At 73.0% G+C, this 18,060-nt stretch carries 21 protein-coding genes; 12 read left to right on the top strand and 9 right to left on the bottom strand.

Annotation, left to right across the window (positions count from 1 at the left end):
- The first annotated feature begins 101 nt into the window (after positions 1-101).
- On the top strand, positions 102-1,745 hold the full coding sequence (locus ACIOD1_RS05290) for a DNA repair helicase XPB (RefSeq protein WP_365620364.1): 1,644 nt from the start codon (positions 102-104) through the stop codon (positions 1,743-1,745).
- Here ACIOD1_RS05290 and ACIOD1_RS05295 read toward each other — a convergent pair.
- Together ACIOD1_RS05295 and ACIOD1_RS05300 are read right to left on the bottom strand one after the other, a co-directional pair.
- Entirely contained in the window at positions 1,711-2,592 is an 882-nt protein-coding gene (locus ACIOD1_RS05295; protein WP_401900216.1) for a glycosyltransferase family 87 protein, read from the bottom strand. The genes ACIOD1_RS05290 and ACIOD1_RS05295 overlap by 35 nt on opposite strands.
- A 194-nt stretch (positions 2,593-2,786) precedes the next feature.
- Positions 2,787-2,972 (bottom strand): hypothetical protein, encoded by a 186-nt coding sequence (locus tag ACIOD1_RS05300; RefSeq protein ID WP_365620370.1) that lies wholly within the window; start codon positions 2,970-2,972, stop codon positions 2,787-2,789.
- 318 nt (positions 2,973-3,290) lie between these two features.
- Here ACIOD1_RS05300 and ACIOD1_RS05305 point away from each other — a divergent pair, with 318 nt between their 5' ends.
- Positions 3,291-5,369, top strand: coding sequence for a HelD family protein (locus tag ACIOD1_RS05305; RefSeq protein ID WP_401900219.1), 2,079 nt, complete (start codon positions 3,291-3,293; stop codon positions 5,367-5,369).
- 105 nt (positions 5,370-5,474) lie between these two features.
- Here the strand turns inward: ACIOD1_RS05305 and ACIOD1_RS05310 are convergent, their stop codons facing one another.
- Positions 5,475-6,161: a copper homeostasis protein CutC gene (locus tag ACIOD1_RS05310; RefSeq protein ID WP_365620376.1), complete on the bottom strand. Its 687-nt coding sequence runs from the start codon at positions 6,159-6,161 to the stop codon at positions 5,475-5,477.
- Between the two features lie 120 nt (positions 6,162-6,281).
- On the opposite strand from ACIOD1_RS05310, the gene ACIOD1_RS05315 reads away from it, so the two are divergent.
- Together ACIOD1_RS05315 and ACIOD1_RS05320 are read left to right on the top strand one after the other, a co-directional pair.
- Positions 6,282-6,971 carry a hypothetical protein gene (locus tag ACIOD1_RS05315; RefSeq protein ID WP_401900222.1) on the top strand — a complete coding sequence of 230 codons (690 nt, stop codon included), beginning with the start codon at positions 6,282-6,284 and terminating at the stop codon, positions 6,969-6,971.
- A 93-nt stretch (positions 6,972-7,064) separates the two neighbouring features.
- Positions 7,065-8,285, top strand: a complete 1,221-nt coding sequence (locus ACIOD1_RS05320) for a Cmx/CmrA family chloramphenicol efflux MFS transporter (RefSeq protein ID WP_365620720.1) — start codon at positions 7,065-7,067, stop codon at positions 8,283-8,285.
- Positions 8,286-8,313: 28 nt separating this feature from the next.
- Here the strand turns inward: ACIOD1_RS05320 and ACIOD1_RS05325 are convergent, their stop codons facing one another.
- On the bottom strand, positions 8,314-8,583 hold the full coding sequence (locus ACIOD1_RS05325) for a DUF4031 domain-containing protein (protein WP_365620382.1): 270 nt from the start codon (positions 8,581-8,583) through the stop codon (positions 8,314-8,316).
- A gap of 7 nt (positions 8,584-8,590) precedes the next feature.
- Positions 8,591-8,968: a hypothetical protein gene (locus ACIOD1_RS05330; protein ID WP_365620384.1), complete on the bottom strand. Its 378-nt coding sequence runs from the start codon at positions 8,966-8,968 to the stop codon at positions 8,591-8,593.
- A gap of 96 nt (positions 8,969-9,064) precedes the next feature.
- On the opposite strand from ACIOD1_RS05330, the gene ACIOD1_RS05335 reads away from it, so the two are divergent.
- From ACIOD1_RS05335 to ACIOD1_RS05345, 3 genes are read left to right on the top strand one after another with little or no spacing between them, the layout of a single operon-like run.
- Entirely contained in the window at positions 9,065-10,093 is a 1,029-nt protein-coding gene (locus ACIOD1_RS05335; RefSeq protein ID WP_401900225.1) for a MurR/RpiR family transcriptional regulator, read from the top strand.
- A 12-nt stretch (positions 10,094-10,105) separates the two neighbouring features.
- The gene (gene murQ / locus ACIOD1_RS05340) at positions 10,106-11,029 is read left to right on the top strand and encodes an N-acetylmuramic acid 6-phosphate etherase (RefSeq protein WP_401900227.1); all 924 of its coding nucleotides are present in this window, start codon (positions 10,106-10,108) and stop codon (positions 11,027-11,029) included.
- Between the two features lie 43 nt (positions 11,030-11,072).
- Entirely contained in the window at positions 11,073-12,593 is a 1,521-nt protein-coding gene (locus ACIOD1_RS05345; protein WP_365620393.1) for a PTS transporter subunit EIIC, read from the top strand.
- Positions 12,594-12,675: 82 nt separating this feature from the next.
- On the opposite strand, the gene ACIOD1_RS05350 is transcribed toward ACIOD1_RS05345, so the two are convergent.
- Positions 12,676-13,986, bottom strand: coding sequence for a lipase family protein (locus ACIOD1_RS05350; RefSeq protein ID WP_401900230.1), 1,311 nt, complete (start codon positions 13,984-13,986; stop codon positions 12,676-12,678).
- Positions 13,987-14,181: 195 nt separating this feature from the next.
- Positions 14,182-14,400, bottom strand: coding sequence for a hypothetical protein (locus ACIOD1_RS05355; protein ID WP_365620398.1), 219 nt, complete (start codon positions 14,398-14,400; stop codon positions 14,182-14,184).
- A gap of 114 nt (positions 14,401-14,514) precedes the next feature.
- Here ACIOD1_RS05355 and ACIOD1_RS05360 point away from each other — a divergent pair, with 114 nt between their 5' ends.
- Positions 14,515-15,345 (top strand): Scr1 family TA system antitoxin-like transcriptional regulator, encoded by an 831-nt coding sequence (locus ACIOD1_RS05360; protein ID WP_401900233.1) that lies wholly within the window; start codon positions 14,515-14,517, stop codon positions 15,343-15,345.
- Complete coding sequence (locus tag ACIOD1_RS05365; RefSeq protein WP_365620404.1) at positions 15,338-15,595, top strand: DUF397 domain-containing protein; 258 nt, start codon at positions 15,338-15,340, stop codon at positions 15,593-15,595. Before ACIOD1_RS05360 ends, ACIOD1_RS05365 begins: the two co-directional genes overlap by 8 nt.
- A gap of 163 nt (positions 15,596-15,758) precedes the next feature.
- Here ACIOD1_RS05365 and ACIOD1_RS05370 read toward each other — a convergent pair whose 3' ends face one another.
- Positions 15,759-16,499, bottom strand: a complete 741-nt coding sequence (locus ACIOD1_RS05370; RefSeq protein WP_365620406.1) for a beta-glucanase — start codon at positions 16,497-16,499, stop codon at positions 15,759-15,761.
- Positions 16,500-16,541: 42 nt separating this feature from the next.
- A complete protein-coding gene (locus ACIOD1_RS05375) occupies positions 16,542-17,156 on the bottom strand; it encodes a phosphoribosylanthranilate isomerase (protein WP_401900236.1) in 615 nt (204 codons plus the stop codon).
- A gap of 113 nt (positions 17,157-17,269) precedes the next feature.
- Here ACIOD1_RS05375 and ACIOD1_RS05380 point away from each other — a divergent pair, with 113 nt between their 5' ends.
- Genes ACIOD1_RS05380 through ACIOD1_RS05390 form a run of 3 tightly spaced genes read left to right on the top strand, consistent with a single transcriptional unit; the run spans position 17,270 to position 17,978 of the window.
- Positions 17,270-17,440 carry a hypothetical protein gene (locus tag ACIOD1_RS05380; RefSeq protein ID WP_401900238.1) on the top strand — a complete coding sequence of 57 codons (171 nt, stop codon included), beginning with the start codon at positions 17,270-17,272 and terminating at the stop codon, positions 17,438-17,440.
- Positions 17,398-17,643: a type II toxin-antitoxin system RelE/ParE family toxin gene (locus ACIOD1_RS05385; RefSeq protein WP_401900239.1), complete on the top strand. Its 246-nt coding sequence runs from the start codon at positions 17,398-17,400 to the stop codon at positions 17,641-17,643. The genes ACIOD1_RS05380 and ACIOD1_RS05385 overlap by 43 nt, the downstream gene beginning before the upstream one ends.
- On the top strand, positions 17,643-17,978 hold the full coding sequence (locus ACIOD1_RS05390) for a helix-turn-helix domain-containing protein (RefSeq protein WP_365620413.1): 336 nt from the start codon (positions 17,643-17,645) through the stop codon (positions 17,976-17,978). The genes ACIOD1_RS05385 and ACIOD1_RS05390 overlap by 1 nt, the downstream gene beginning before the upstream one ends.
- Positions 17,979-18,060: the final 82 nt, after the last annotated feature.

An 18,060-nucleotide genomic window follows, 5' to 3' on the forward strand; every position in this document is an offset into this window, starting at 1 on the left:
CCGGCGCCGAGCCCACCCGGCCGGGAGCCCCATAGGGCAGACTGGAGGTTTGGCCGCCCGCGTCCGGGCGGCCGTATCACCGCCGGAAAGGGACGTGCCGCGTGAACGGGCCCCTGATCGTCCAAAGCGACAAGACACTCCTCCTGGAGATCGACCACGAGCTCTCCGGGGCGGCCCGCAGGGCCATCGCGCCCTTCGCCGAGCTGGAACGCGCCCCCGAGCACATCCACACCTACCGGATCACCCCGCTCGGACTGTGGAACGCCCGCGCCGCCGGACACGACGCCGAGCAGGTCGTCGACGCCCTGGTGGAGTTCTCCCGCTACCCCGTCCCGCACGCGCTGCTCGTCGACGTCGCCGAGACCATGGCCCGCTACGGCCGGCTCACCCTCTCCAAGCACCCCGTCCACGGTCTGGTCCTGACCAGCACCGACCGGCCCGTGCTGGAGGAGATCCTGCGCTCCAAGCGGATCGCCCCGCTCGTCGGCGCCCGCCTCGACCCGGACACCGTGGCCGTGCACCCCTCCGAGCGCGGACAGATCAAGCAGACCCTGCTCAAGCTGGGCTGGCCCGCCGAGGACCTCGCCGGGTACGTGGACGGCGAGGCCCACCCGATCGACCTCGTCGAGGACGGCTGGTCGCTGCGCCCCTACCAGCAGCAGGCCGTCGAGGGCTTCTGGCACGGCGGCTCCGGGGTCGTCGTCCTGCCCTGCGGCGCGGGCAAGACCCTGGTCGGCGCGGGGGCCATGGCGAAGGCCAAGGCGACCACGCTGATCCTGGTCACGAACACCGTCTCGGCCCGCCAGTGGAAGCACGAGCTGATCAAGCGGACCACCCTGACGGAGGAGGAGATCGGCGAGTACTCCGGCACCCGCAAGGAGATCCGGCCCGTCACCATCGCCACCTACCAGGTGCTGACGACCAAGCGGAAGGGCGTCTACCCGCACCTGGAGCTGTTCGACTCCCGGGACTGGGGCCTGATCCTCTACGACGAGGTGCACCTGCTGCCCGCGCCGGTCTTCAAGTTCACCGCCGACCTCCAGGCCCGCCGCCGCCTCGGCCTGACGGCGACCCTGGTGCGCGAGGACGGCCGGGAGTCCGACGTCTTCTCCCTCATCGGGCCGAAGCGCTTCGACGCCCCGTGGAAGGAGATCGAGGCGCAGGGCTACATCGCGCCCGCCGACTGCGTCGAGGTCCGCGTCAACCTCACCGAGGCGGAGCGGCTCGCGTACGCGACCGCCGAGACCGAGGAGAAGTACCGCTTCTGCGCGACGACCGCGACGAAGCGCAAGGTCACCGAGGCACTGGTGCGCAAGCACCAGGGCGAGCAGACCCTGGTCATCGGCCAGTACATCGACCAGCTCGACGAGTTGGGCGAGCACCTGGACGCGCCCGTCATCAAGGGCGAGACCTCGAACGCGCAGCGCGAGAAGCTCTTCAATGCCTTCCGCGAGGGCGAGATCAGCGTGCTGGTCGTCTCGAAGGTCGCGAACTTCTCCATCGACCTGCCCGAGGCGACCGTCGCCATCCAGGTGTCGGGCACCTTCGGCTCCCGCCAGGAGGAGGCACAGCGCCTCGGCCGGGTGCTGCGCCCGAAGGCGGACGGTCACGAGGCGCGCTTCTACTCGGTGGTCGCCCGCGACACCATCGACCAGGACTTCGCCGCCCACCGGCAGCGCTTCCTCGCCGAACAGGGGTACGCCTACCGGATCATGGACGCCGACGAGCTGCTGGCGAGCGACTGACCGGGCCCGTCACCGACTCCTGCCCGGGGGCCGACCTCGGGCAGGGGACCACGGCCGGCGCGACGGCGGGGGCCGGAGCGACGGCGGGGTCGGGGACGGCGGGAGCCGGTCGGGCCCGGCGGGGGGCGGTCTGCGCGCCGGCCAGCACCGCGAGCAGGGGCACCGACCACACCCACAGGTGGGGCCAGTCCAGCAGCAGGGCCCGCCCGGTCTCGGGCAGGTGACGGGACCAGAAGTCGGCGGAGGCCCCGGGCAGGACGAGCAGGCCGAGCAGCGCCGTCCCGGCGAAGCCCGCCAGGGCGGTCAGCCCGGCCCGGACCCGGCCGGTGAGCAGCAGGTACGGGACGAAGACGGCCGGGGTCAGGGTGATCCCGGCGGCCACGCCCAGGGCGAAGCCCTTCCCGAGCGCGGTACGCGGTCGTCCCAGGTCCCACACGGCGAGGCAGGCCAGCGCGAGGTTGATCTGCGCCGGCAGCGGGGTCTGGAACAGGGGCTCCAGCCACAGCCCGCCGATGGTGGCGGCCAGGACCGGGCCCCGGCGGGCCCGCAGTCCCCCGAGTCGGCAGGACAGCAGGATCAGCAGGGCCAGCAGGCAGGCGTTCCCCAGGACGAGAACGGCCTTCAGCACACCGGCCGGGAGCCAGGCGGCCGGGGTGAACAGGATCGCGGCGAACGGCGGGTAGGCGCTGGGCGGATGCCAGTCGGCGGCGTCGAAGTCGTGGAGCACGGCGTCGGCCGTCGGGACGCGCAGCGCGATGCAGAGCACGCCCAGCGCGAGCAGCGAGCCCGTGACCAGCACTCCGACGAGGGGTGACGGCGTACGGGCGGGGTCGGGGCTGCGGGTCACGCGCGTGACCCTAGTGGATCAGCGCCCCCGCACCGCCCGGATCAGGCCAGGCCCGGGCGGGGCTCAGTCCGGACTCAGGCCGGGATCGAGCCCGGATCGGACACGGCACGGCCCGGCTCAGGCCGGACGTGGCCCGGACACAGGCCCGGCTCAGCCCGGCTCAGCCCGGCTCCAAGCCCGGCTCCAAGCCCGGCTCAGCGGCGTATGACGCCCGCGTCCTCGGCGTACTCACCGAGGACGACGACGCTCACGGCCGTCGCGGCGAAGACCTTCGCGGCGCGCAGCACGTCGCCGACGCGGAGGCGGGGACGGGAGTCGGAGATGGCGGTGGCGCCTCCGGCGCGGCCGTCCCTGATCGGGGTGAAGGTTGCGGTGGTCATGTATCCATGGTGCGCTCGCGACCCCCTCCCCCGCATCGCTCTCGGGAGGGAACCTCAAGCCCTCCGTTGTCCTCCTCCCGGCCCATGCCGTCCCCTAGTGGCTCTGTCGGAGGTCTGACACTCCCGCGTATGACACCCGTACGGAGGTCCCGCCCCAGAGGGACTTTCGGCCCGGACAATCCGTTCGCGCGGGCGCCGCCCGGTGACTACACTCTCCGCTCTTGCCGCCTCCCGCCGCCGTACCGGGGAGAGCCGCCCACCGGCCGGAAACCGGTGGGCATCTGATCCGCACCGAGCAGCAGCCTGGAGGCACTCCCCATGCCCGCGCACGCCCCCGACACCACGGCCGCGACCGACATCGACCCCCTCGGCCGGGAACGGGCCCACCTGAGCGCCTCGCGCGGCGCCCTGCGCGCGATGCGCGAGGACGTCGAAGGCCTCGACATCCGCGACGTCACCGCGAACTGGGTCAACGCCATCGTCCTTCAGGCCCAGATCGACGACCGGATCAAGGCGCTCGCCGACCTCGCCCACACCCCGCTCTTCTTCGGCCGGTTGAACTACCTGCACGCGCCCGGCGCGGAGCTGGCCGAGGGCGCGGAGGGCGAGCAGTTCTACATCGGCCGCCGGCACGTCCACGACGCCGGCGGCGACCCCATGGTGATCGACTGGCGCGCGCCCGTCTCCCAGCCCTTCTACCGCGCCTCGAAGTCCGATCCGCAGGACGTCTCGTTGCGCCGCCGCTTCGGTTACACGGGCGGCGAGCTGACCGCGTACGAGGACGAGCACCTGTCCGATCCGGCGGAGAGCGCGGCCACGGTCAGCAAGCTGCTCCAGCAGGAGATCGAGCGTCCCCGCGTCGGCCCCATGCGCGACATCGTCGCGACGATCCAGCCCGAGCAGGACGAGATCGTCCGCTCCGGCCTGTCCGGTTCGGTCTGCGTCCAGGGCGGCCCCGGCACCGGGAAGACGGCCGTCGGCCTGCACCGCGTCGCCTACCTCCTCTACGCGCACCGCGACCGGCTGGCCCGCACCGGAACCCTGGTCATCGGGCCGAACCGTTCCTTCCTCCACTACATCGAGCAGGTCCTGCCCGCCCTGGGCGAGCTGGAGGTCAAGCAGGCCACCGTGGACGACCTCGTCGCCCGCGAGGGTCTGGAGGTCGGCGCCGTCGACCCCGCCGCGACCGCCGTGGTCAAGGGCGACGCCCGGATGGCGACGGTCCTGCGCCGCGCGGTCCGCTCCCACGTCAGCGAGCCGACCGAACCCCTGATGGTGGTCCGCGGCTCGCGCCGCTGGCGGGTGCCGGCGTACGAGCTGGCGGAGATCGTCGCCGAACTCCAGGAGCGCGACATCCGCTACGGGGCGGCCCGCGACGCCCTGCCGCAGCGCATCGCCCACACGATCCTCGTCCGCATGGAGCAGGCGGGCGAGGCCCCCGACGACCGGGTCCAGGACGCGGTGGCGCGCAATCCCGCCGTCAAGGCGGCCGTGAAGCAGGCCTGGCCCCTGGTGGAGCCGGCCAAGCTGGTCCTGCGCCTCCTGGCCGAACCGGAGTTCCTCGCCCGGCACGCGGAGGGGGTCCTGACGGACGAGGAGCAGAAGCTCCTCCTGTGGCCCAAGCCGTTCCGCGGCGTGAAGTCGGCGAAGTGGTCGGCGGCGGACCTGGTCCTGATCGACGAGGCCCGCGACCTGGTGGAGCGGACGCACTCGCTCGGCCACGTCGTCCTCGACGAGGCGCAGGACCTCTCCCCGATGCAGTACCGGGCCGTGGGGCGCCGCTGCACGACCGGTTCGGCGACCGTGCTGGGCGACCTCGCCCAGGGCACGACCCCGTGGGCGACGCGCAGTTGGACCGAGGCGCTGACCCACCTGGGCAAGCCGGAGGCGGTGCTGGAGGAGCTGACGGCGGGCTTCCGCGTGCCGCGCGAGGTCATCGCGTACGCGTCCCGGCTGCTCCCGGCGATCTCGCCGGGGCTGGCCCCGGTGTCCTCGGTCCGCGAGACCCCGGGCTCGCTGGTCGTCGCGCGGACGGAGGACCTGACGGACGCGGTGCTCGCGGCCTGCCGGGAGGCGCTGCTGCACGAGGGGTCCGTCGGCCTCATCGCGGCCGACGCCCGGATCCCCGAGCTGGGCGACGCCCTCCTCGGCGCCGGGCTGCCGTACCTGTCGCCGGGCGAGGAGACCACCGCCGAGTCCCGGCTGACGCTGGTGCCGGCCTCGCTGGCGAAGGGCTTGGAGTACGACTACGTCGTGCTGGACGAGCCGGCCGCGATCGTGTCGGGCGAGCCGGACGAGCGGACCGGCTTGCGCCGGCTGTACGTCTGCCTCACCCGCGCCGTCTCCGGCCTCACGGCCCTCCACTCGGCCCCCTTGCCGGAGGCCCTCACGGCGTAGGCCCCACCGCGTAGGCCTCACCGCGTAGGCCCCACCGCGTAGGCCTCACCGCGTGGTCCCACGCGGCGGCCCGGCCCGGCCCGGAAGGGGCGGCCCGGAGGCGGCCTAGCCCAGTGCCGTGCGCCACTGCGCGACGGCCGCCGCGGAGACCGGTCGGTCCCACCCGGAGGGCCGCGCCGCGCCGCCGATGTGGAAGGCGTCGATGCCCGCCTCCCGCAGCACCGGGACGTGCTCCAGGGTCAGGCCGCCGCCGACCAGGATCCGGGCCCCGTATCCCGGCTCGCCCGCCCGCGCGGCTTCCGCGACGAGGACCGGCAGGCCCTCGGAGACCCCGGCGGCCGAGCCCGCCGTGAGGTAGGTGTCCAGGCCCGGGAAGTCGGCCAGCGCCTTGCGCAGGCCGTCCCGGTCCGCCGTCCGGTCGATCGCCCGGTGGAAGGTCCAGGCGCAGCCGGACAGCTCGGCGACGACCGCTTCGACGGCGTCGAGGTCCGGGCTGCCGTCCGGGTTCAGGAACCCGAGGACGAACTCCCGCGCCCCCTCGGCCCGCAGCTCCCGCGCGGCCGTCACCAGTGCGGAGACGTCGCCCGCGGCGAAGCCGTCCGTGCGGCGGAGCATCACGCGCAGCGGGATGTCGACGGCCGCCCTGATCGCCGCGAAGGTCTCGCGCGGCGGGGTGAGCCCGTCGGCGGCCATGTCGGTGACCAGCTCAAGGCGGTCCGCCCCACCGGCCTGGGCCGCGACCGCGTCCTCCACGTCGAGGGCGATCACCTCCAGGAGCGCACGGTTGCTCATTCGATGCCGTCCTTTGTTCCGGGTTGGTCGGGTATGGAAAATAGGTCTAGTCCAATATCCAGAATACGGGCCACCGCCCGCGCTCCACCAGCACAATCACGCCACCCCCACAATGTGCGCATGAACACAGACCCGGCGCACACCGACACCACCGACCTCGACCCGGCCGCCGAGGCCGATCTCCGCGCCCGCTGGCGGGCCACCACCGCCGCCGCCGGCGCCGACCCGGCCACCGACCCCGCCCCGTACGCGGACCGCCTGCTCGCCGCCTGGGCCGAGCCCCGGCGGCGCTACCACACCACCGCGCACCTGATCGCGGTCCTCGCCCACGCCGAGACCCTGGCCGGGCACGCCGCCGACCCCGCCGCCGTGGAGCTGGCCGCCTGGTTCCACGACGCCGTCTACCGACCCGACCGCTCCGAGAACGAGGAGCGCAGCGCCGCCCTCGCCGAGCGCGCCCTGCCCGAGCTGGGCGTCGGGGCGGCCCGCACCGCCGAGGTGGCCCGCCTGGTCCGCCTCACCGTCACCCACGACCCCGCCCCCGGCGACACCAACGGCGAGGCCCTCTGCGACGCCGACCTGGCCGTCCTCGCCGGCGCCCCGCGGGCCTACGCCGCCTACGCCGCCGCCGTGCGCGCCGAGTACTCCTTCGTCCCCGACGAGGCGTTCCGCACCGGTCGCGCGGCCGTCCTGCGCCAGCTGCTCGCGCTGCCCCGGCTCTTCCGCACCCCGTACGGGACCGACCACTGGGAGGCCCCGGCCCGCGCCAACCTGACCGCCGAACTCGACGCGCTGACCCCCGCGACCTGACGGATTCCGGCCACGGCGGGAATGCGATGCGCTTCGGGATGGTTTGTGACTGTCATGCCCGCAGCCTCCATACCCGCACCCGCACGCACGCGCATGCCCGTGGCCGTGTACGTCCTCGGCCTCTCGGTCTTCGCGCTCGGCACCAGCGAATTCATGCTCTCCGGGCTCCTCCCGCCCATCGCCGACGACATGGGCGTCACCATCCCCCAGGCCGGGCTGCTGATATCCGCGTTCGCCATCGGCATGGTGGTCGGGGCGCCGCTGCTGGCCGTGGCCACCCTGCGCCTGCCGCGCCGCACCACCCTCGTCTCCCTGATCAGCCTCTTCGGCCTCGGGCAGATCGCGGGCGCGCTGGCCCCCTCGTACGGGTTCCTCTTCGCCTCCCGCGTCGTGTCGGCGCTGGCCTGCGCCGGGTTCTGGGCCGTCGGCGCGGCCGTGGCCATCGCCATGGTCGACAAGGACCAGCGGGCCCGCGCGATGGCGGTGATGATCGGCGGCCTCTCCATCGCCAACGTCCTCGGCGTCCCGCTCGGCGCCTTCCTCGGTGCCCAGTTCGGCTGGCGGGCCGCGTTCTGGTCGGTCGGCGTGGCCTCGGCCGTCGCCCTCGTCGGGATCCTGGCCCTGATCCCGAAGATCCCGCTGCCCGCCGAGAAGCCCCGCCTCGGCCGCGAGCTGCGGATCTACCGCGACCGCCAGGTGTGGCTGTCCATCGGCATCACCGCGCTCGCCGCCGGCGGGGTCTTCTGCGCCTTCAGCTACCTGTCCCCGCTGCTGACCGACGTGGCCGGGCTGGACGCGAAGTGGGTCCCCTGGATCCTCGGCCTGTTCGGCGTCGGCGCGCTCATCGGCACCACCGTGGGCGGCCGGATCGCCGACGCGCACCTCTTCGGGGTGATGCTCTGGGGGATCACCGCCTCGACCGTCTTCCTGGCGGCCCTGGCACTGCTGGCCTCCGTCGCGGCGGCGACCATCGCGCTGGCGTTCCTGCTCGGGGTCTCGGCCTTCTTCACCGCCCCGGCCCTCAACGCCCGCATGTTCAACGTGGCGGGCGCCGCGCCCACCCTCGCCGGCGCCACCACCACCGCCGCGTTCAACCTGGGCAACACGGGCGGCCCCTGGCTGGGCGGCACCGTCATCGACGCCGACCTGGGCTTCGCCTCCCCCGCCTGGGCGGGCGCCGCCATGACCCTCGCCGCGATCGGCCTCACCGTGATCGCCCTGCGCCTGGACCGCCGTACGCGCCCCACCGCGACCCGCGTGATCGCCACGGGCACCCCCGCCCCGGCCCACCCGACCGCCGACGCCAAGGCCTGACGGCGCCCCCGAAGGACCGCCCGGGCCCTCATGCCACCGGGCGGCCCTTCGGGCGGCGGAGGCCGGCGTCCGTGATGCGGCGGACCAGTTCCTTGCTGCCGATCTCCACCGCGCCCGCCCCGACCGCGTCCGCGTACCGGTGCGAGGGCACGTCGTAGTGGTCCCGCTCGAAGGCGCGCGGCGGGCAGCCGATGGACTGCGCGAAGACGTGCAGCTCCTCGTACGAGACGTCGCTGACCAGGTGCGACCACATGCGGCCGTGGCCCGGCCAGATCGGCGGGTCGATGTAGACCGTCACGGGTGCCTCACCGCTCCGGGTGGAGGACGGGGCCGAGGCCGCCGACGGCCGACACGCGCACGCCCGCCTCGGAGCACACCCACTGCGGATCGGGCCCCAGCTCGGGCTCCACGTCCAGGGCGTGCGGCTCCCCGTGCCCGCAGACGGGGCACAGCGGCCAGCGGCCGTACTTCTCCAGCAGGGCGTCCTTCACGTCCTGCGCGACGAGTCCGGCGAGGTAGTCGACCCCCTCCGGCCACTGCTCCACCCACCACCGGCGGTGCGTGACGGCGTCCTCGACGAGGGAGACGACATCGGCATCGGAGACCTCACCGGCGGCGAGATCGGCGAGAACCAGGGCGCGCGCGACGTGCAGCGCCTGTTCCAGGGGGGTCGTAGGGTCCATGCGCCCATTGTGAACCCGTGCCGGGTCCGAAGTCCCACCCCCCTGGTGCCTTATGGCTTCTTGACGCCCACCCCCTTCTGAAAATAGATTTCAGGAGTGAGCAAGAACGCGAAAGAAACCTTCAACGGCGGCGCCGAGGCCCCCGCGGCCCCGTCCGCGCCCCCGACGAACCCGTCGCCCGCCCCCGCCGCCCTCCGCGCCCGCGTCCGCAGCCTCGGCCCCTCCATGACCCGCTCCATGCAGACCGTCGCCGAAGTCGTCGCCGCGGACCCGGCCGGCTGCGCCCAGCTCACCGTCACCGCCCTCGCCGAGCGCACCGGCACCAGCGAGGCCACCATCGTCCGCACCGCCCGCCACCTCGGCTACCCGGGCTACCGCGACCTGCGCCTGGCCCTGGCCGCGCTCGCCGCGCAGCAGGAGACCGGGGCGGCCCCCGCCGTCGCCGCCGGCATAGCCGTCGACGACCCGCTATCCGCCGTGGTCGCCAAGCTGGCCGCCGAGGAGGCGCAGACCCTGGCCGACACCGCCGCCCAGCTCGACCTGACGCAGCTGTCGGCCGCCGTCGAGGCCCTCGCGTCCGCCCGCCGCATCGAGATCCACGGCGTCGGCGCCTCCCACCTCGTCGGCTGTGACCTCGCGCAGAAGCTCCAGCGCATCGGCCTGATCGCGCACGTCCACGCCGACCCGCACCTGGCCGTCACCAACGCCGTCCTGCTGCGCCCCGGGGACGTGGCCATCGCCATCACCCACTCCGGCACGACCACCGACGTGATCGACCCGCTGCGCATCGCCTTCGAGCGCGGCGCGACGACCCTCGCGATCACCGGGCGGCCCAACGGCCCCGTCGCGCACTACGCCGACCTGGTGCTGGCCACCTCCGCCCCCCGCGAGACGCAACTGCGCCCGGCCGCCATGTCGAGCCGGACGAGCCAGCTCCTCGTCGTGGACTGCCTGTTCGTCGGTGTCGCCCAGCGCACCTACGAGACGGCCGCGCCCGCGCTCGCCGCCTCCTACGAGGCCCTCGCCCCCCGCCACCGCGCCCCGCGCCCGCCGCACCCCGGGCCCGCCGGAGCCGACCCCTCGCACCCCGACGGCACCACCCGTACTGCCCGTACCACCCGCTAGGAGCCTCCGCCCATGACCGCGTACGCCGCCCTCCGCGCCCAGCTCGACACCCTCACCACCGAGGCCTTCCGCCCCGAACTGGCGGAGATCGACCGGCTGTCCACCCTGGAGATCACCCGCATCATGAACGCCGAGGACGCCACCGTCCCGGCCGCCGTGGCCGGGCAGCTGGAGGTCATCGCCGCCGCCGTCGACGGGATCGCCGCCCGCATGGCACGCGGCGGCCGGCTGGTCTACGCGGGAGCCGGCACCGCCGGCCGGCTCGGCGTCCTGGACGCGAGCGAGTGCCCGCCCACCTTCAACACCGACCCCTCCCGGGTCGTCGGCCTGATCGCGGGCGGCCCGTCCGCCATGGTCAAGGCCGTCGAGGGCGCCGAGGACTCCGAGGAACTGGCCGCCGAGGACCTCGCCGCGCTGGGCATCGGCCCCGACGACACCGTCATCGGCATCTCCGCCTCCGGCCGCACCCCGTACGCGATCGGCGCCGTCACCGCGGCCCGCGCCCGCGGCGCCCTCACCGTCGGACTCTCCTGCAACGCGGGCTCCGCCCTGGCCGCCGCCGCCGACCACGGCATCGAAGTGGTCGTCGGCCCGGAGCTGCTCACCGGGTCCACCCGCCTCAAGGCCGGCACCGCGCAGAAGCTCGTACTGAACCTGATCTCGACCGTCACGATGATCCGCCTCGGCAAGACGTACGGGAACCTCATGGTCGACGTGCGCGCCTCCAACGAGAAGCTGCGCGCCCGCTCCCGCCGCATCGTCTCCCTGGCCACCGGCGCCGAGGACGCGGAGATCGAGGCCGCGCTCACCGCCACCGACGGCGAGGTCAAGAACGCCATCCTCGTCATCCTCGGCGGCGTCGACGGCCCCACCGCCGCCGCACTCCTCGCCACCTCCCAGGGCCACCTCCGCGCCGCCCTGACCGACGCCCGCTAGCCCCTCGACCCGACGCCCGTCCCGAACGCAAGGCGACCACCACATGTCCACTGACAAGAACCGCGCCACAGCCGCCGCGATCCTTCCTCTGGTCGGCGGCCCGGACAACATCGTTTCCGTCGCGCACTGCATGACCCGCCTGCGCATCGGTCTGCGCGACTCCTCCCTCGTCCAGGAGGAGGCCCTCAAGGCCGTGCCGGCGGTCATGGGAGTGGTCGAGGACGACACCTACCAGATCGTGTTGGGGCCGGGCACCGTCGCCCGCGTCACCCCCGAGTTCGAGGCCCTCGTCGCCGAGGGCCGCACGCAGGCGCCCAAGCCCGTCGGCGCCGAGGAACTCGCGGCCCAGGGCGCGGCCCTGAAGGACGCGCGGAAGGCGAAGAACTCCACGCCCTTCAAGCTGTTCCTGCGCCGCATCGCGAACATCTTCGTCCCCCTGATCCCCGCCCTCATCGGCTGCGGCATCCTCGCCGGCCTCAACGGCCTGCTGACGAATCTGGGCTGGCTCCCGGCGCTCGTGCCCGCGCTCGCCGCGATGGCCTCCGGGTTCATGTCCCTGATCGCCGTCTTCGTCGGCTACAACACGGCCAAGGAGTTCGGCGGGACCGCGATCCTCGGCGGCGCCGTCGCCGCGATCATCGTCTTCCCGGGCGTCGCCAAGATCACGGCCTTCGGCATGGAGCTCAAGCCCGGCCAGGGCGGCGTCCTCGGCGCGCTCGCCGCGGCCCTGCTCGCCGTGTACGTGGAGAAGTGGTGCCGCACGTGGGTCCCCGAGGCCCTGGACGTGCTCGTCACCCCCACCCTCACCGTCCTGGTGTCGGGCCTGGTGACCATCTTCGGCCTGATGTTCGTCGCCGGTGAGGTCTCCACCGCCATCGGCACCTTCGCCAACTGGCTGCTCGCCACCGGCGGCGCCTTCGCCGGACTGGTCCTCGGCGGACTGTTCCTGCCGCTGGTGATGCTGGGCCTGCACCAGGCCCTGATCCCCATCCACACCACCCTCATCGAGCAGTCCGGCTACACGGTGCTCCTGCCCATCCTCGCCATGGCGGGCGCGGGCCAGGTCGGCGCGGCCATCGCGGTCTACTACAAGCTCCCGCGCAACGGCTCGATCCGCGCCACCATCAAGTCCGCGCTCCCGGCGGGCTTCCTCGGGGTCGGCGAACCGCTGATCTACGGGGTCTCGCTGCCGCTGGGCCGCCCCTTCATCACCGCCTGCGTCGGCGGCGCGGCGGGCGGCGCCTTCGTCGGCCTCTTCAACCAGATGGGCGTGGCCTTCGGCTCCACCGCCATCGGCCCCTCCGGCTGGGCCCTGTTCCCGCTGCTGAACGGCAAGTCGGGCCTGGGCCCGACGATCGCCATCTACGCGGGCGGCCTCGCCGTCGGCTACCTGGTCGGCTTCGCCGCCACCTACTTCTTCGGCTTCACGAAGGAGATGCTGGCCGAGTTCAACACCGACCCGGCCACCACCGCCGAGGCCGGAGCCGAAGCGGGCACCCCCACCGCGGCCGGCCCCGCCACCACCGGCCCGGCCACCGAGCCGAAGGCGACGGTCCCCGCCTAGATCCGGCCGTACGCCGCCGACGGGCGGGGAGCGGCGGGCACGACACCGTGTCCGGCCCGCTCCCCGCCCGCCGGCCGTGGTGTCAGCAGTTGGACGGGGCCGGGCGACCCGCGAAGCGTTCCGCGATCCAGGCCAGGTACTCGTCCTGGGCGACGAAGGGGATCGTCTGGTGCGTCGCGCCCTGGTAGCGCGTGTACTGGACGGGCTGGTCGAAGGTGCAGGCCCGCTTGACGTACTCCGTCGTCGAGTACGGGTTGATGACCGTGTCGGCGGTCCCCTGCATCACCAGCACCGGCGCCACCGTGGTCACGTAGCCCGGGGTGTTCTCGTGGAAGCGCTGGAACCAGCTCCGCGGCACTTCCAGGATGTTCTTGAAGAGGGTGTCGAGCTGTCCGACGTTCCCCACGTTGTTCTGGATGACGTCGGAGAAGTGCTCGATGCACGCCACCCCGTCGCCCTGGAGCGCGTCCAGCCCGGCCGGCTTGAGCACCTGCGAGGCCTTCAGCTCCGGGTAGGCGGCAAGGAAACCCCGGTAGACGTTGGTTCGCAGCGCCGCCTGGTGCGAGGGCGAGGTGGCATCCGTCGGACCGGGCAGCACCCGGCCCTCGAACTGCGGCCCGAGGTCGGCCGCCGGGGCCAGGCCGGCCACGCCGACGAGACGGGTCTCGGGGGTGTACGAGGAGGCGTTCTGCGCGACGAACATGGCCGCGCCACCGCCCTGGGACCAGCCCAGCACCGCCGCCTTGTCGTTGGCGTGCGCCGCGCCGATCTGCCGGGCCGCGCGGACGGAGTCCAGCACGTTGTTGGACTCCGTGGCCCCGACGACGTACTGGTGCACGCCGGGCGTGCCGAGGCCCTGGTAGTCGGTCCCGACGACGACGTCCCCCGCGTCGAGCAGCTTCGTGAGCGCCGGGACGCCGACGTCGATGCCGAAGGGGCTGTCGTACGTGAAGTAGTCGATCAGGTTCACGGCCGGGTTCGGCACGGCGGACGGCGCGCACATGCGCGGCCCGCCGACCGTCCCGTGCGCCCAGGCGACGACGTTGCGGCCCTGGCGCGGGGCGGCCCGGTCGGGCCAGGCGACGATCCCCGACACGGCGACGGGCTTGCCGTCGCCGAGGGCGGAGAGGTAGAGGATCCGGCAGGCGCGGGCGCCGTCGGGGGCCTGGACCCGCTGGGCCCAGATCAGGTCCCCGTGGTCGCCCTCGGGCAGCGGGGCCGGCGGGTCGTAGAACCTCTCGCCGGCGGGCCCGACCGGCACTCCGGGGGCGCACTCGGCCCGGCCGCCCTTGCCGCCGTCCGGGTTGGTCACCTGGGCGGCCGCGGGGCCGCCCACCAGCGCGAGGAGCACGGCCACACACGCCGCGATGATCGCCGAAAGCCGTCGTCTCATGGGCCAGAGATTAGGGACGGGGTGACTGATTGTCACTTATGTGATGGTTTGAGTTATCGGTGTCGCGGGAGTCCCGAAGACCGCGCAGGACCCGCTCCAGCAGCCACAGGTTCCAGCACGCCTCGAACTCCCAGCTCCGCCCGGCCGCCGCGACCCCCTCCCGGAACGCCTCGGACCGCGAGGCGGCGTCCCCGCTCACGGATGCGCCCGCTCGTGCAGCACGGCGGCGAGCCGCAGCGCGGTGTCGAGGTTGCACCGCCCGAGGTCCACCAACGGCAACCCGTACGACCCGGCGGCCGACACCCCGTCCACCCCGAGCGAGGGGAACAGCACGCCGACCCCGTTGAGGGCGTCCTTCAACTGCCGCACGGCCTCCTCGGCCGCCACCATCCGCTCCTGGGGAGTGAGCACCATGACATGTCACCTTTCGCTCTGAGTAATCGACTTCCCCACCCAGAGTGGCGGCGCGCCGGCTAGCCTTTCAATGACGACCAGCCGACAACCGCACGTGTTGTACCGGGAGTTCCCATGCCAGGACCCAAGGACCTCGACCCCTCCACCTCCCCCCGCGCCCTCCTCGGAGCCGAACTGCGCGTGGCACGCAACCGGGCCGGCCTCAGCCAGGACGAACTGGGAGCGCCACTCTTCGTGAGCGGCTCCTTCATCGGCCAACTCGAAGCGGGCACGCGGCGGATGCACCCCGAATTGGCCCGCCAGTTGGACGAGATCCTCGACACGGACGGCTTCTTCTTCCGCAACTGCACGGCGCTGGCCAAGTCCAAATACCCCGACCACTTCGCGGAGGCGGCCGACGCGGAGTCCTTGGCTACGGTGATCCGGGACTACGCCCCCTTGATCATCCCCGGGTTGCTCCAGACAGAGACTTACGCACGGGCAGTCTTCCGCGCCTATCAGCCGACGGCGACGGACGACGTCATCAACGAGCTGGTGAAAACCCGATTGGCTCGGTCCGAGCTGCTGTCCGATCCAACAACACCACTGTTGTGGTGCGTATTCGACGAGGCAGTCATCCGTCGCGTGGTCGACAGCCCGCAGGTGATGGCTCATACGCTCCGGCACGTGACCGCACTGATCCGGTCACACAGGATCATCGCGCAGGTCGTCCCATTCGATGCCGGCGCCCACGCGGGCATGATGGGGCTCCTCAAGATCATGTCCTTCGATGACGCGCCGACACTCTCTTACACCGAAGGGAACGGAACGGGGAGGCTCTTCGATGATCCGGCCACGGTGGCGCGCCACGTCCTCAACTACGATCTCGTCACGGCCAGTGCACTGCCACCAAGAGAATCCCTGGCCATGATCGAGTCCGCAGCAAAGGATTACGAGCATGCCTGAGTACGACCTGTCCACGGCCACTTGGCACAAGTCCTCTTACAGCGGCGGCGATGGCGGCGAATGCCTGGAGATGGCCACCTGGCGGAAGTCCACCCACAGCGACGGCAGCGGTGGTAACTGCCTAGAAGTGGCCGACGGCCATCCCGGGGTCGTGCCCGTTCGGGACTCCAAGCAGCCCGAAGGCCCGCACGTGGTGTTCCGCGCGCGGGCCTGGGCCACCTTCGTGGGGTCCGTCAGAGACCGTTGGTGAACAGCGGCCGGTTCGGGCTGTTGCCGCCGACAGGGCGGCCCGCGATGATCCCCGACCGGGGGCCCCGGGCCGTCACAGCCGTGCCCACCCAGGTCCACCCCCGGGGGGCTCGAAGGCCCCCTACGCGACCGCGCCGTCGACCCCTCCCGGCCGGCCGGGAGGGTCAGGCCCGGTACACCTGGAGCCGCGCGACCTCGTAGGACATCTCGCGCAGTTCCGGGCCCGGCGCGGGGTGGTAACGGCCCGCGCAGACCGACAGGTTGACGATGAGGTACGCCCTCCAGGTCCGCCCCACGCCCCGGCGGTCCGCGAAGACGCGGGCGCCGTTGACCCACCAGACGACCGAGTTCCTGCCGAACTCGACCTTCAGGTCGACCCACGCACCGGGCCGGACCGCGGGGTCGCGGTGGTAACGGTGCGCCTCGCGGACGTGGTTGGACAGTTCGAGGAGGTCCGGGTTGTCGGGGTGGTACTCGAAGACGTCGATCTCCTGGCCGCCGTCCCGCCAGGTCCAGATCGCCGGCCAGGCGCCCGTCTCCGACGGCAGCCGCACCCGGGCCTCCAGGACGTCCCCGGCGCGGACCATGAAGCCCTCGTCGCTGCCCTCGGTGGTGAGCAGCCCGGCGTCCCAGTCGCCGTCGGGGCGCAGGGTGGCGCGGAAGGTGCCGCCGCGGCTGTAGTCGGGGTCGGCGACGAGGTGGTCGAGCTTGTTGTCCCCCGGGTTGACCGGGCCGCCGCCCGGATACGCCCAGGAGCGGCCCGCCACCCACTGGGTGGTCGAGGCGAAGTCGGCGGTGAAGACGGCGGCGCGGCGCGGGGTGAACACCGGGAGGCCGCCGCCCCCTCCCCCTGGGACGAGGCGGGCGGTCAGGCGCCGCAGCCATCCGAACGGTTCCGAGTCCATGCCCTCGGCATACCCATACGCTCGCCCAGCGTAATCATGTGACTACTCTACGAAGCCTCCGGAGCGGGCGGCCTCGACGAAGGCGCGGATCAGCTCGGGGGACTTCACCCCGCGCTCCCGCTCGACCCCGCTGGAGACGTCCACCCCCCGGGCCCCGGTGGCCAGGAGGGCCTCGCGCACGTTGGCCGGGGTGAGCCCGCCGGCCAGCAGCCAGCGGCCCTCGGGCGCCGTGAACTCCTCGGAGCCCCAGTTCCAGGGCTTGCCGGAGCCGGGGTCGGGGGCGTCGATCAGCAGCAGGTCCTCCCCGTACTCCCCGCAGCGCCGCACGTGCTCGGCGGTGGCCCGCAGCAGGGTCCGGCCGGGCGCGCGCAGGGCCTCGTAGTAATCGGGGCCCTCGTCCCCGTGGAGCTGTACGCCGCGCACCCCGCTCTCCTCGGCCAGGCGGCGGACCTCCTCGACGGACTGCCCCCGGAACACCCCCACGGTCAGCATCCCCCGCGGCACCCGCCGGGCCAGCTCCCGCGCCTCGCCGGCCCCGACGGTCCGCGGGCTCCCGGGCGCGAAGACGAACCCGACGGCGTCGGCGCCGGCCGCCACGGCCACGTCGACGTCGTGCGCGGTCTTGAGTCCGCAGATCTTGACGAAGGGCTCGGTCATGCTCTCCAGTCAACCACCCGGGCCGTCAACCCCGAAGCCCGAGCCCACTCGTTGGGATGCGAATGGCCGCCTCCCGCGTATTATGTCGTTGACGACATAATACGGTCGCCCGCATGCACGAGCCCTATGCGATCGAGGTGGAGCCCGAGGTGCGCACCTGGTTGGAGCTGCTGCCGGACCGGCAGTACCGCAAGGTCGAGGAGTACGCGGACCTGCTGGCCACCCACGGCCCCTCACCCCCATGCCGTTCGCCCGTCCCCTCAGGGATGGGGTGTACGAGCTGAGGCCCACGCTCGACGGTGTGGCGACGCGCATCACCTACTGGTTCGCACCGGGACGCAGGATCGTGCTGCTCACCGTCTTCCGCAAGACCCGGGCACACGAGTCGGGCCAGATCGGCCGGGCCGTGACCGCCCGTACGGTGTGTGGTGGCGAGCACGAACCCGCACACACGACATACAGCCGCGGCGAGGAAAGGGGCGCCTGATGAGCCACAGCCGCTGGAAGTTGGCGAGGGAAAAGACCGTCGGCTCGCAGTACGCCGAATCCGCCGAGGTCGAGTTGGAGCGGGCCGAAATCAGGCTGGCCATGGCCTTCGCCAAGGCTGTGTACGACCGGCGCAAGGACCTCGGGCTTTCCCAGGCCCAGCTGGCGGATCGGGCAGGGCTCACCCAGGCCAAGATCTCCCGCGTCGAAGGGGCCGACGCAGTGCCGACGCTCCCGCTCCTGCGTAGGCTCGCGGACGCCCTCGACGCCTCTTTGAACATCGCGCTGGACGCGCACCACGAGGAGGTCGTCTTCGTGGCGCGGCCGGCCGCCTGAACCACCGTGCCCGCAAACGCCCGAGGGCGGCACCCCCGTCGGGGTGCCGCCCTCGTTCGAGAACAGCCGATCAGCCAGGGGC

It is taken from the genome of Streptomyces sp. NPDC088097, assembly GCF_044741845.1.
Lineage (GTDB): Bacteria > Actinomycetota > Actinomycetes > Streptomycetales > Streptomycetaceae > Streptomyces.